Here is a 15,751-nt window from a genome sequence, read left to right on the forward strand (position 1 = left end):
AGTTTGGTAGTTCATATTTTTGATGTATCTTTGTGCCGTCAAGATAAAGAAATGAAAGAAAGAGTGACTTTTTCATAGCCATATAAACCAAAATACAATTGTGTATAAAAAGTTAAAGCATAAAACAAAAAGTTTTTTTCATAATTTTTATTTTTAAGTTTTCTTTTTTATTATTAAATTCAAAAAGGCTGCCTAGAGATTAGGTAGCCTTTTTTTATAGGTAAGAGGTAAGAGATAAGAGATAAACAAAAAAGCTGCCTTTTTCGGGCAGCTTTTTTTGTTTTGTTATGATTTGTTCAATTTATCATTAACGATAGAGGGTGAAGTTACCATTGAATATACGGGTATCAAACTCATCGGTGAGTTCTACGATGTACCAGTAGTCTCCAGTAGGCATATCTCTACCTTCATACTTACCATCCCAAGCCTCTCCAGCTCTCAAGACTTTGAGGCGACGACCAAAGCGGTCGAAGATTGTAGAACGGATGAACGGATACTTCTCAACGTGCATAGGAGCCCAAGTGTCGTACACTCCATCACCGTTAGGTGTAAAGAAGTTAGGTATCATTACATCGAAGTATTCTTCATAGAATGTTGCAGAGGCTGTACATCCAGAAGCATCGATTACTTGTACATCTACTTTCTTCTTAGTTTTTCCGCTTATTGGGTCTATGTAATCAGGATCGGTGATTTTGAGTTCGTATACATTTTTAGTATCGTAATCTTCACCGTTGAATACATAACGATATGGTTTAACACCGTCTTTACCTTCTACTTGCAAGGTATTCACTACTGTAGTAGGAGTTCTTGTAAGTTTAAGTTTTTCTACTTTATTTACTTCAAAAGTAGTAGGTGTACTTACACAAGTTCTTGTGGTTTGGGTAATAGAATGTTTGTTAGCATACACAAGTTCTATAGTTTGAGTTTGAATATTAGTATTCAAATCTGGTGGTGCAATGCGGAATACATTCGTTTGGTTACCCACACCTTTTCCTAAGCTCTTATAAGCGCCTATTCCGTTGAGTCTATACGTAATCTTATTTACGTCTACTTCATCTTTAAAGCGTACTTCTAACTCAGTATAAGGTTTGTTGTCTTTACAGCTATTGATTACCTCGAGATCTACATTTAAATCAGGAGCTGTATCGACGTTGAATATGTAAGTAGGTGACATTGTACAACCTCCATTAGCACTACCATCTTGTATTTCTACTCTCCACTCACCTGCGTAAAGACCTGTAGTACGTACGGTGTTAGAAACTACACCTGTTTGTACGTGGTGAGGTGTGCCAGAATTCTTAGGATATATCTTCACATCGTATGGAGGACGTCCACCTTGTACAGTGAACTCGAATGAGGCATCGTGACCTCCATAGCACACTTGCAATTCGGTAGTGCTTGTAACTACAGAAATTGTTACTGGTTTAGGTTTGATAATCTCTAAAGTTGTTGTTCTAAGGTTACAGCCCCAAGTATCCATAATTTCATAAGTATAGACACCATCAGGGAGGTTGTCGAACTTAGGATTATCACTTTGAGGTCCGTATATCTCACCTGTACCATTATTTATCAAGGTGAAGTAATAACTTCCTGAACCACCTGTTATTGTACCCGATACAGTGATGATACCATCGGTACTGTTGTAGCAAGTGAGGTGTTGTGTAACACTGATAGTTGCTGCAATAGGATCGGGGTCTAACAAGGTTACACTAGTAGTACCAGAAGCTACGTTACAACCCCAAGCATCGGTGATGGTGATGTTGTAAGTAAGTGATCCACCTGGAGTACCAGTAGCACTCAATTTGTCGAACAATACGCTATCGCCATCTAACGCAATGGTTTTTTGACGAGTGATAGCACCACCTTGTATATTCACTGTATAAGGAGCCCAACCACCTGATACGGTAACAAGTATCTCACCACGGTTGTTATCGCAAGTTACACTACGTGTTTCTTTAGCGAATACGGTAATAGGATCGCCAGCTTCTACAAGTTCGAAGGTAGCTATAGCACTACAACTTGTGAGCGGTGAAGTAGCTTCCACTTTATAGTGACCTGCAGGTAATCCTGTGTGAACAAAAGTACCTGATGGTGATGTTCCTGTGATAGGTGTTCCTATAGGTAATGGTGTTATCACATAGTTGAAACCATTTGCTACTTGATCACCATCGGAAAGACGAGTATCGGTAAGCTCTAAGGTGATTTCACCTGTACCACCTTTACAAGTGATGCGTTTAGGATCTTTAGCTTCGAGCAATAGAGTGTTAGGTTCTAACACGCTATAGTTAGCCGTTACTTCACAATTGGTATCAGTATTTCTAGCTCTGATGATGTAGTTACCTGGTTCACTGATTGTAGCAGTCCAAGTAAGTGAATTACGCATTACTGGTGCTGCAATAGTTCCTGGCCAACCTACTTTAGAGATACTGTACTCTATTGGTTCATTGTTGTAGACAGTAGTTGTACTTACTGTTACACTGAACGATTCGTCCACAGCACAAGTTTTTGGTTGTGTTTGAACTGCTGTCAAGCTACTCATTATAAGTGTAGCCGAAATTGTTTGTACAGTGGTTGTAGCTGAACATCCATTAGTATCATATACTTCAGCATAATAGCTGGTAGTAGTGGTGAGGTAGTTAGGCAACTCGTAAGTATACTTAGCTACACCAGCTACTATTGGTTGTTGGTTCACTACATTGCCTGAAGGAGATTCTTTAAACTCTACACGAGTATAGCTATTAGTTCCTCCTATAACTCCTGACATATCTAAATGGAGTTTAGGGAAAGTAGTTTCACCTGTAGGGAATCCACTGCTGTTTATTACACATTCGTAATTTTCTTTAGTAAAGCTATCGGCTACAATATCTATTCTATCAGGTGAAGTAACGTTCACGGTGATAGTAGTTGTACAACTATAAGCAGACTGAGCCGAGATATAGTAGTCGAATCCTCCTAAAGTAACACCTCTTGAAGGTACTCCAGTAATAGTAACATAGTTCACATTAGGCGTGATTGTTACACCTGCTGGAGTAGTACCCGAAGTTTTTTCAACTATATTGAAAGTGTAAGGAGCTACATCTACAGGAGTTGCTTTCAAACGTATCGTTGCTGTTCCACCAGCACAAGTAGGTGTTGAAACTGAAAGTACTTCGAATTGTGGTATTTGCGGAGATACCACGTTGAAGTCCATTACTTTAGCACATTCAGCTGAAGTGCCAAAAGTAACTTTATCATATACGTGGATGCGATAATTTCCAATACCATAACCTGTGGTGATTGCGTCAGAGTTACCAGTTATATCCTTAGGAGATACAACAGTTACAGCACGCTCATCAGGTGTACCTTTATCTACAATTCTATACAATCCTAATTTGTAAGTTCCTGAACCACCTGTAATATTAGTTATATTGATAGTAGTGGTAGCAGAACCTCCACAGTACATAGGTGTATGAGAAGCCTTGTACTTAATCATCTCATTTACTTTGAAAGTAGTACTAGTTTCGCAACCATTAGCATCACGGAACGAAATAGTGTAAGATGAGGTGTTAGGTGCTAAACGTATAGGCAATGTAGTTTCGGTAGCTACTGTGATATTTTGCCAGTTAGTAATACCATCAATCTTATATTGATTTTGACCTACTCCTATGGTATTGAATACTACACTTATAGGATAATCGGCATTGTCGTTACAAGAATCGTGTACATTCACTTTAGCAATAGATGGTTGAGGATCCATTCCTACTACCAATGTTGTATTTCGTGTACAACCATTGGCATCTCTTACAAATATTTGCCAGTTACCTGATCCTACATTCTTAGCAGCACCATCAACAGAGTTTGCAAGTGCATTGTCTAAGGCAGTACCTGTAGGAGCTGGAGTAGCCAAATCGTGGTAGTAGTACTGATAAGGAGCAGTTCCTCCTGCAGCTTCTACCGCTATTCTACCCAAACCTATTGTAGCAGGCTGTTTGCAGTTTGCTAATTTGGTTACTGTAGCAGTAACAGTGAGCAATGAGGTAGATTTACCTATAGTAAACTCTTTGCTACCCATTGAACAACCACTAGCATCGGTAAAGAGTACAAAGTAACGACCTGCAGGCACACCTTCTATAGTTACATCTCTACCAACTGCAGGGGTAAATCCAGTTACAGGTATAGAGCCTGTTGTTACTCCTGCCGCAGGACTAGTAAGACCTGGGTGCGTAGGTGGATAAGTATATATATTATAAGTTATATTGGTAGTACTTGCGTGCCAGTGTTTCAAGTTTACAAATACTTTACCATCATTTGCATCGGCGCAAGTAGTAGAAGCTACTCCGTTAACGGTTACACTCAATGTAGATTGAGTAGGAACGTGGATATTAGCTTCTTTAGTAAAGGTACAATTTGTATTAGAATCGTACACTATAAAGGTATAAGTAACCCCTGGTACTACCCCTGGTGCAGAAGCCGTATAAGTATAAGTAGAGGCTTGTACTACAGTACCATCAGAAAGGGTGGTAGAGACTACTGCTCCACCGCGATACCAAATGTGACCATCAGGCATTGTTACTTGTCCTCCGGCTGCTCCATAAGGGATTTGCATACCTTGGTGATATACACTTATGTATTGACCTTCTCTAATTACTCCACCGGTGTTATCGTATACAGAAACAGCTACTTCACCGGTATTTCCTGCACAACCTATAACGCTTGTTCCACGTACATCTAAACCATTGGCTTTAGAATTAACTACGAAGTTGTGAGTATATTTACATCCTTTGGCATCTTCTATTACTATTTGGTAATTACCGATATCCAAATTGTTGTAAGGTACAATTGTGTTTCGTTGTATATTAGTACTTGATTGTACATCAGCACCGTTTTTCACTAAAGTAAACTTGTACGGAGCTGTACCGCCTAAGGTAACTACCGCTTCGGCAGTTGCTAATTGAGTACCTGTAGAAGCACAAGTTATAGGTGTATGAGTAACACTTGCTACCATTGCAGTTACTTCAGAAACTGTAAAGCCTACTGGCACTGATTTACAAGAGATATTATCTTGTATTGTAATGGTATAAGTACCAGGGTGTAAGCCAGTGATATCGGCTACTGGATGAGGTTGAGTAGTAAGACCATCGTCTACTAACAAGGTATAAGGAGGTACACCACCTGTTATACTTGTAGGGTTGATGCGTATTTTACCAGTATTAGCACCTGCACAGCTCACATCTTCTACAGTAGGAGTTACGGCAAATGAAGGCAATACTACTTTCACTTCTTGTTTGGTAGAAACTACCTCGCAATAATCACCATTTGGCATTTGGTAACGCACTTTAAAGTAATAGTCACCTTCTACTTTAGTTTTGAACGTAAACACATTACTAGACTGGCTCAAGGTCATACCAGTACCTACTGCAGTAGTAAATCCGGTAGTAGGTGTATGGCTCCACAAGAACTCACGTGTACCTGCTTTACCGCCAGTATAAGTAATTTTGAACTCAGCTTCGCTATTTGCCACACAAGTTAATGGATTGACAGGAGCTACTTGTATGCGCAATGGGTTATCGATTGTATAAGTAGTGCTTGTTTGACAATCAGCACCATCTTTAATTACAAAGTTGTAAGTACCTGCAGAGAGGTTCTCGAATATATAAGAATTGCTATTAGGTGCCGCATTTTCGAAAGTTGCGCCGCCATCTTTACTAAACTTATATTCGCCATTACCGCTAGTTGCTTTCAGTTGTAAGCGTCCGCCGTTAGCGCCAGGGAAGCAAGGTTCTAAATCAAGCACTTCCACTTGTAGAGGTTTTGCATCAGGGACTTCGAGTGTAGCTGTAGCGGTACAGCCGTTAGCATCCTCCACTTGGATAATGTAAGTACCTTTGGTAAGATCAAAGTCGACTTCATTATTATTTGCTATTTTATTAGCCGCAGGTGTGCTACCAGTGAGAGGTGAGAAGCTAAATTTGTTGTAAGGTCTCGCACCTCCTGTACCTGTAAAGCGTACAGAAGCATAAGTATTCAAGCAAGTTACAGGAGCTGTAACAGTAGCTGTAACGGTGAGCGGCACAGGTTTCTTAATCGTATAGTTGATACTTGTTTCACAAGAAGGATCGGAAGTACGACGTACATAGAGAGTGCCATTGTTTACAGCGCTCAATCCTGTGATGGTAGCTACACCTTGAGTAGCTGTGATTGGGGTAAGAGTTAATGGTGTCCAAACAGTAGCCCCAGCCACGTGGTATTGTACTGAAGTACCAGCAGGGTTATCGACTGTTAAACGGATTGAACCATCATCTTTTCCACATTTTTCATCGGTGGCAACGCCACGAACTTTGAAGGCTCTATTACCTTCTACTTTCACTGAAATACCTTCGGTACGAATTGTACATAGTTTTGTAGGTTGTGAAATTACGATATCGTCTACCGCTAAATCGCTACCTATAATAGATGCAGCTGTGGTATTTCTAATTTCAAATCGGATACTACTAAAGTTGATGTCAGCGCCATCAAAAGTTACTTCTTTTTGTACCCAAGAAGCTGTACGTTGCAATTCACCTAAGGATTTTTGTATTCCTTGAGATGGATTTGCAGGGTTATAGAGGCGTATCATCAAGTTAGGGTTAGCACCACCTACAAAAGAAGGCGGCAACAAGTTGAACAACTTCACAGATACTTTTAAGTCACTGCCTGGTACTATATCATTAATAGTACGGCGATATACAACCCCCTCGTTGTTATCAGGGCTTACCCCATTGATAGCTAAATAGCGACCATCGGTAACGCCAGAAGCATCGGAAGGAGGGGTTGTTACCCAGTTGGTTCCACCGGTAGGCACTTGGCGAGTGATCATATATTGGTTGTCACCCAAGGTAGTAGCACCAGCGGCACAAGTGATAAATATCGACTCGGAATCACAAGTATCAGCACCTTTACCAAAGTCTTCTTTGAACAAGATATTAGGTGTTGTACCTGTAGCTGAAGCAGGTGTATAGATTGCTTCGATGCTATATATTCCTGGGTTGAGTGTAAAGACATTAGAGGTACGAGTTTCGCTAAGCGTACCATCGTCTTTTATAATTCTATATTGGTAGTTACCTGAAGGGTTGGCAGTTACTGTAAATGTACCTTTACCTTCGCAATCGTAGCTCACTGTAGTAGCGGTAACTGTAGGAGGTACTATCGGACGGATAGAGATAGGAATTTCGAGTGTACATTTATTGCTATCGCGTACATATACCACACTAGCTGTAGAACCTACCATTAACACAGGGTTAGTGCTATAGGTTACATTGTTGGCACTATATTCATAGCCTTTACCAGTACCACCACTCACGTTGTTGATACGCACTTTGTATTGTGAAGGTGTAGCAGTATCACAAGAGATATCTTCTAACACCCCTGCATAAGCGCGCAAAGTGCTTTCTATACTTTTGATTACGACATTAGGATTTCTATATGTACAAACAGCACTTGCTACAGAACCCATTATTATTTTAATTTCGATTTCGTATCTACCTGCAGTAAGATCGGAGAAGAAACCTGTACCATTTTCGGTTATAAATGTTTTTCCGCCGAAGCCATCGTATTTATAAAGAGATGTTCTTACGTTCTGTACTGTATTATAGGTTACTGAAATCTGACCTGTATTATCGGCAAAACCACAAAGGATATCACGTGTTTTGATGGTATAACCCAAGAAGTTTTCAGGATAAATATCTACTTCAGGGGTAAGAGCGTGTGCTCCTACATCGTCACGAGCGATGAACACATATTTACCAGGTTGATCGATATGTACATCGGCTTCTACGAAACTTGAACCTACAGGGATAGTAGCTACGAAAGCAGAAGCAGGTACACTATTATAATCGGTATAACCATTTTGAACTACACCGTCTATACTCCAAATAGCAAACTTATAAGGTGTTTTACCTCCTGATGCTTCGAAACGTATAGTACGGAGGTTACAACCTTTCCAAGCCTTAGGTGTTGCTTTGGCAGTAACGGTGATTTTCTTTTCGATTTTTTGTTTCAATATCAATTTACAAGAATCTGGCAAAGCAGGAGAAGTTACTTCTACTGTATAATCACCAGGTGCTGCAATTGGAACTGCGTATTCAGACTGAGTGGTATTGACAAATGGCTGGCCGTTTTGGTTTACCACGTTGCCGTACTCATCTTTCAACACATATTTATATGTAATTCCAGCAGTAGCCATTTGTACTTTGATGAAACCTTGTACAAAGTTAGTTACTGGACCTGAATCTAATATTTGTCCGCTGAGTGAATTAGTGAATACATCAAAATAGAAGTTAGCACTACAACCATTAGGGTTGGTTACACGCAAACGGAAATGACCTGCAGCATTGGCTACAAAGGTTCTATTGGAATGTATATCTTCCCAAGCTGAATCATCGACATTAGGACAGTTCAAGCTACTTGGGTTAAAACCAGATTTAAGTTTTTGCCATACAAAATTGCTGTCTCTAAAGTTCACCACTATATTGCGTGACGGCTGGTTACACAAGATAAAGTGGCTTACCCAGATATTGTTGTCCAAACACAAATCACCACCATTAGATTGAGGTTTGATAGGGTCGGACATATCTTGAGGAGATTGCAATTGTATTACCTCGGTAGTTGTATAGGTTACACCACCACACACTGCTATTTTCTCTACTTTATAGGTAGCTGTTTGGGTAGCATCTTTATAGGAGAGGTTGAGCGGGTTAGGTTGTAACACATTGTTCATATACCATTTGTACTCAACAAATCCAGGTGTTGCTTGTATACGGAAGGTATTGATACCTCCTGCACCATCGCTACAAACTAACTCGTTACGGATACAGTTTTGCGTAGAGATAGCAATTGTTTTAGAACCTGTGCTAGTTTGCTCAGGAATTGTACAGCCTGTTAAACCACTTACATAAGTGAATGAATAGGTAGATGTGAGCAAGTTCATACAAGGTTTACCCACTTCGGCGCAATCGCCATTGAGGGTAAGAGGAATGAGTATAGTTCTCTCATCACCACCAGGGGTAACAGAGGCAGCTGGGATATTGAATGTAATTGTATTAGAGGTAGTGGCTATTACCGTAGCTTTAAAGATAGTAGGTCCAGATTTTGAGAGTATAGGAGTACCTACTGTAACATTAGGGTGATTAGGCAATGTAACTTGCAATGTAGCAGAAGTTACATTGGCAGTACCTTCATTTTTATAACGTATGCGATAGTTCAAAGATTCGGTAAGACCTAAATCACGGTTGATAACGTTCGCTGGACTTGCATCATCTACATAATCAGTTTTCACAGCCATTTTCACGGCACGTGATCTCACTATTACATTAAAAGTACAAGTAGCGGTATTACCTGATGTATCTTTAAACACATAAGTAACTGTGTGAGTTCCTACTGGGAAACGCTCACCACTTTGGTGTGACTGACTCCAAGTGCCAATACGGCAATTATCGGTAGCAGTTACCACGCCCCAAGTAGGCACCCCATAGCACTGAGCAGAAAGGGCATCTACTACAATAGTAGAAGTAGGGCAACCAGTGATTACAGGAGGTATAGTATCCTTAGTAAATTGTACTGTAACTGAAGACTCTCCTGTGCGGTTTACACACAAGTTAGCGTCTTGCAATTTATATCGCACTACATATTTAGTATCGCGGTTTACCGTATCGCTGATGGTTTGGGTAAAGCCTAATGAGGTTTCGGTGCCATCGGCTTCTATGCGGAACCACTCAATGTCAAAGAGCTGAGTAGAACCTCCGAAAGTAAGATCCACGATATCACCATTACAAGGGTTTGTAGTACGTGCTACGGCTCTAATTCCAGGGTGTGTGTAACTATTAGTATTCACGACTGCTGTATCAAACATATTACTTTGACAAGCGTGAATAGTTCTAACTACATATTGACCATCAGTAAGGTTTTTAAAAGTTACCCCAGTAGCTTTAGAGTCTTCTTGGAAAGTAGTTTGACTAACTACAGTACCACCTTTTTCGAGTATAAAGGTAAGAGGGTAGCGGATATAGTCTGGATTTTTGATATGTACCGCTATGATACCTGAACCAGAAGAAGCATCGCAAGAAGTACCTACTACATCGCGTTGTAGTTCTCCATTAGGTTTGATAGTATAGTATGAGCGGCTTACGTGATAACCTATAGTTCCATTACCTGCGGGATCAGAAGGGCGCACAGCATCTGGTGATGGCACTTCGCTATATCCATTTAGTAAAGAAGTAGGGTCGGCTAGGTAATCTCTTTGATTAGGTTTTCCATAGTCATAGGTTTCTTTAATACGCGCATGATAAAATCCTGATACCGATAATTCATATTCTCCACTTACCAAGTTATTGAAAGTGTGGTTACGATTTCGGGTTTGATAGGCAGTTCCTAACCATTGGTATTGCCCTGTAACAGGATCTTTTTTTCGTAAGGTAAAAAGAAGTTTCGAAACTGTAGCAATAGGATTAGAGTCTACTTCATAAGACAACTGAGCTGTTCCTTGACAACCTTGAGTTACTTTTACACTCTCTTTGCTATATTGCATTGGAGTATCGAGGTTGTATTGTTTAGAAGCTGTATTACCACAGTTATCAGTAACGGTAATATTATAGTTACCAGGAGGGATATCACCAAATTCAAAACGTTTGGTTCCGTTAGAAGTATCAGGATTATCTACCGTTTTGATCATTGGGAAAGTATATGTAACTGTTTTAGTAGCCTCAAAAGGTAGACTTGTTTGGAAATCAAAAGTACGGGTGGTACCTGATTTACCATCATCCATATAATCTATTTTTACAGTGATAGGGTAGTTATAGTGATAAGCAGCTAACCATTTTCGGATAGAAACAGTACCTTTATAAGCACCTCTATTGATTTCCATACCATCAAAACGTTCTGCTATTTTAGTAGGAGTTGTTTTTATTTCAGCAACACGTTCAGGCTCAAAACATTGTTGTATGCCCGAACCTACTGTTTTATATTTAACTTTATACCAACCATCGCCTTTAGCAGTTAAATCGGCATAGATAGTACCACTATTGTTTATCCAATTAAAATCAACACCTGGGGTGAGCAATTGCCATTTGCTAGGATCGCTTATTTGACCTCCTTGATAAGTACTGTTAAGGCTTGGATTACCCGAACCAGTAAATTTATAGACTTCATAGTAATAACCCTTAGCCCCTGGAGCTGTTGGGTTAGGTAACCAATCAGAATCAGGGAAACTTTGCCAGTTGTAATATCCTATATAAGTTTTATCAGTAGGGTTATCGGGGTTAGGAAGCCTTAATTTTCTGAAATAAGTTCTTACCAACATATAGCGTTTTGTTCCACTTGGAGGACAAGGAACAGCAGGGTCTACAGCTAAATCGGAGCGATCTATTGCTTCGATAACTCTCGAACCACTTCTATCTAAATAGGTAAAATGACCATCACCAGGAGCTACATCGTTGATAGTAGTTCTGTTTTTAATTACATTTACAAGGTTTTCATCAAGTTTGAATTTTTTAACAATAGGAGTTTTTCCTACATTGATAGTAAGCTCTACAACATCATTAGTTTCAAGAGCTACTATATTATTGGTAATAAAGGAGTAGGAGTAAGATATATTAATTCTTGAAGCATTTTGATAGGTGCTAGAGATATTATAGGTGTTTTTTAGCACTCCTGCTGCATTATACACCTTTAATATAGCAGCATTATGGTTTGCTTTGATTTGAGATTCTAAGCCCCATATATCCACATTGTCTTTACGTTTAAGAGCAAAAGACATATTGAATTTACAGGTTTTAGGATCCAAATACAAAGTACTTGTTTCGCCATTGAGTTCAAACTCCATACAAGCAGGATTACCTTTATTAGAAGAAAGGACTTCTATTTCTCTTCTTACAGTTTCTCCACAATTGGCTACACCACCAGCTTGGTCTTCAACGGTAAGGATATATTTTCCTGATTTAATTTGCTGTGTAGCAGTACCTTGTATAGCAATAGCTAATATTTGATTTATATTAGCTTTGGTATGGGTTTGATTATATATAAGGGTGCCTCCTTTAGAGAGTTTTACCACAAAAGGTCCTTTAGAACCTGCTGGTATTTTAAAAGATATTTTACCATCATAATCTATCCCTGTACAACTAGGAGATTCGGCAATCAAACTTCCTGTTACAAATTCAGGAGATACGTAATCGGAAGCTACAATTACTACCTTAGATGCGTTTTTATTGGTGTTCACATCTATGACAGTAACGGTATAGGTACCCGCTTTTAGGAAATCGAAAGTGTAAGAGTTTTTACCTGTTACCCCAACTTCAAGGGGCTGGGTACGACCTACGGGATCTCCAGGCACATCAAGCTTCACCTGCACCTTTCTTCCTGAAGGAGCCATATTATTTAATAGTGAAACGGCTATCTTACCATCTGAGCTACATTGCCCATTGGTAACATTTGTGGTGAAGTTGTTTAAGTTCAATGCTTGAGCGCTGAGCCCACCCATTGCCATAAGTAGTAAGAAAATTGTTAGAAAAAACTTTTTCATAATGCTATAAATGCTATTTTGAAACGATAGTACACAATGGTACTTTAATGCACAAAAGTACACATTTCCAATGAAACTGCAAAATCTAATTTTGGTAAATGTTAAAACAAATATTGTGTTTACAAGCAGATAAGTATATTTAGAGAGTGCAATAACAATTATACAACTGTATCATTTATAAACAAATAGCCTATATAAAAACCTTATTACACAAAGCTACAAGAAGTTGTTTATATTTTATATTTTAACTTTTTGTATACAAAAATTTAACACTTTATAACAGGGAGAGGGGAAGTAATAGGTAAGAGGGAATTTTGAAAATAGTTTGATTTTATTCTAAAAAGTAATATCTTCTTTACCATAGGGGCATAATAGTCCTACGATAAAGAAGATAATACCTTCTTTTTTATATTTTACATTTGTAAAATGTTTTTCTATTAGAAGAATTGCATTTCGTGAATGTCTATATATTGGTTTTTAGAATTTTTAAAGTACCCTATATATAGTTCATCTGTTTTAATAGGTTTATCAAACTGAAGAATTAATACACTTGGGCTGCTAGATGATTCTGTATAAATTCCTTGTAGTACATAAGGTTCTGTGTCACTAGGAGATGCAAAAATCTGCATTTCTTCAATTCTCTTATTTGGTGTTCTTTGATATATTTTAATACCTTTGATAACTGTTTTCTCTGTAAATATCACTTGTACATAAGGTCTATTATCTTCATCTTGTATATGAGTATCTATCCACCAAGGATTACCTCCTAGATCACCATCATGCATTTTTCGAATATGACTTGATTGATAATTTGTATGGAAATTATACTTAGTAGAGCTTATATAGGCACCATCATAATTGCGTATTCTATTGATATCATTATCAAGAGGAATACCATCACTACTTACATCAATAGTTACTAAAATAGGTGTGTCAAGCACTTGATGTGCAGTTCCTGAAGCATCATAAGCCATTAATTTCAAAGGTAGTACATATCTTCCCTTAGTTGTTAAGGCTTCTATATTCTGTAAAGTAAATGAAATAGTCCCTTTAGCTATGTTTCTAAAATCAACTTTATTGATAGTCGCTACTATATTACTTGGTGCTAAGGTTTGATTAGTAGTGTCAGTTACAAGACCATTATCTCTGACTAATCCTAATGAAATAGCAGAGGAAATTACATCTGAAGGAGTAACTATTACCCCAACCTCTTTGTCAGTCATATATGTTTTACCATCATCTTTCACAATAGCTTCCTTAAGAATTTCACTATTAGCAACTTCAAAAGTAACACCTTTAGGATAAATTCTAACTACGAAGTAATCTTTCCCATTTAGTGTTTTTACTAATTCATTATTGCTTACATTTATAACAAATGGTAAAATTACTTTTTTGTTAAAACTAGACTGGTTTGTTACCTTTATTTCAAAAGTAGTGGTGGTTGTACCAGCAGCTATTGTTTTTTGAGTAGTTGCTATCTCTGCTAACGAAGCATCTCCCAGCTCATATCCTGAGTAGTTACCTGCTATTTTATTAAACAATGAGGCATCATACATCAACGAAACGGTTACATCTTTATCAGAAGCTTTTGTTAGTTTCACTTCTAATGTACGGGTGTTTTTGTCGGTAAGTGTAAAGCCTTCTAAAGTAAGCATAGGGGCTACCACTTCTGAAGCAGTAGGAGTAACGTAGTCAAATCTTGGATCATATCCTATACGAGTACGGATATCATCATCTACTATTTTCTTGTCGATTTCCCAAGTCGTACTTTCATTTTTCTCAATAGAAATCTCATCTTTTTTACAAGACACTAAGATAGCCAAGGAGAAAGCAACTGTTAAACTATTAAATATTATTTTTTTCATTGTACTTGCTTTTTTTAGAGGATGTCCAAAAAATTTATGAAGCAAAAGCAACTTTTAATACTTTTTGGACAACCTCATTGTTATTACTATTCTTCTGTTTCTAAACCTACAGCAGGAAATTTCACATTATCTTTCCATTGTACAGTAGGGGTAAAGGTTGCTTCATCAATATCTTTCACATAAGAAGGACCATCTTGTATTCCTGAATTGGAACTAGAGGTTCCTTTGCGATAGATTACAGTATTGTCATAGTTACTCATATCTTTAAAGCCATCTTTTTTATTGATAGGCAAGTAGACTACTAAACCTTTGCTAGTTGGGTCAACAGGGAGATATAAACCATCTACTATTTCAGCATCGGTAAGTACTCTGTTCCATACTCTAAATTCACGGAAATAGCGATTAGCAGAGTAAGAAGTTTGAGTATTTTCGATATTGATGCGCATACCTGGAGAAACTTTTAAGCTAGGGCGTTGATAAGTTTTTATCAATTTACCATTGATATACAATTTAAGGAAAGAATCCTTATAAGTAAAAGTAATTTGACACCATTTATCTTTAGCAATATCAGCAGTTTCTGCCCAGTCGTCGGGGCTATCACCTCCACCGTTTTTCACTTGTATTTTACCAGCATCTATACGAGTATAAGGCAACATTTCACCTTGGAAGAGAGACATATTTACGTTAATACCATTATAAGCTTGGAATTTTTCATATAAGAACATTCCTTGTACAGTAAATTCGTCACTTTCTTGAACATTATCAGCTACTTTTACTCCTAAAGCATAGCCTTGTTTTATTAAAGCTACTGAAGTTTTAAACGGACGACTAAGAGCTACTACTACATCCTTATTAGAAAGGATTGGCAATGAAGCTGAAACAATACGCAAAGGGATAGCATATTTAATTCCCATTGGATAGGTATCTTCATTTAAAGGACGTACTCTCACTCCTACTTGCACAGAGGCTTGCCCTGGTTTTAAAGTGATATTTAAAGTGCCATTAGTAGATTTATTGGCAGTATTACCTTCTTCATACAACTCGTATTCTGAAGCGGGCAACATTTTGTAGTTAGTGCCATTCTTTTCGTTGTATTCGGCAAAGAAATCACTTGCAGCAATAGTAATGGTTTCATTGCGATCTCTTAGGTTAGACATACGCACTTCAAAGTTAGTACTACCTGCTTCAGTAGATTTAGCGAAACTCACACTAGCATTGCTATTGTGCATATACACAGCTGGAATACTTCCAAGACTATTATTATTGTCGCTGTCTAATTTTTCTTGACAAGCGGTGAGCCCTAAGAATAGAGCTACACTCGCTAATTTTATGATTGTATTTTTCATTGCAATAAAAT

General features: G+C 38.1%; 3 protein-coding genes. All 3 read right to left on the reverse strand.

The features are described from left to right. Positions 1-307 precede the first annotated feature (307 nt). The 3 genes from DR017_RS03505 to DR017_RS03515 all read right to left on the reverse strand — a co-directional run bounded on the left by DR017_RS03505 (position 308) and on the right by DR017_RS03515 (position 15,740). On the reverse strand, positions 308-12,529 hold the full coding sequence (locus tag DR017_RS03505; RefSeq protein ID WP_040361385.1) for a T9SS type B sorting domain-containing protein: 12,222 nt from the start codon (positions 12,527-12,529) through the stop codon (positions 308-310). Between the two features lie 437 nt (positions 12,530-12,966). Next, complete coding sequence (locus tag DR017_RS03510; RefSeq protein ID WP_002680219.1) at positions 12,967-14,394, reverse strand: DUF1735 domain-containing protein; 1,428 nt, start codon at positions 14,392-14,394, stop codon at positions 12,967-12,969. 86 nt (positions 14,395-14,480) lie between these two features. Continuing rightward, entirely contained in the window at positions 14,481-15,740 is a 1,260-nt protein-coding gene (locus tag DR017_RS03515; protein WP_002680192.1) for a BT_3987 domain-containing protein, read from the reverse strand. Between the last annotated feature and the right edge of the window lie 11 nt (positions 15,741-15,751).

The sequence above is a fragment of the Capnocytophaga sputigena genome, from assembly GCF_900446695.1.
Classification (GTDB): domain Bacteria; phylum Bacteroidota; class Bacteroidia; order Flavobacteriales; family Flavobacteriaceae; genus Capnocytophaga; species Capnocytophaga sputigena.

Excerpts from the sequence above, each read along its gene's own strand:
- DR017_RS03505 (WP_040361385.1), bottom strand. The coding sequence starts at position 12,529 with ATGAAAAAGTTTTTTCTAACAATTTTCTTACTACTTATGGCAATGGGT.
- DR017_RS03510 (WP_002680219.1), bottom strand. The coding sequence starts at position 14,394 with ATGAAAAAAATAATATTTAATAGTTTAACAGTTGCTTTCTCCTTGGCT.
- DR017_RS03515 (WP_002680192.1), bottom strand. The coding sequence starts at position 15,740 with ATGAAAAATACAATCATAAAATTAGCGAGTGTAGCTCTATTCTTAGGG.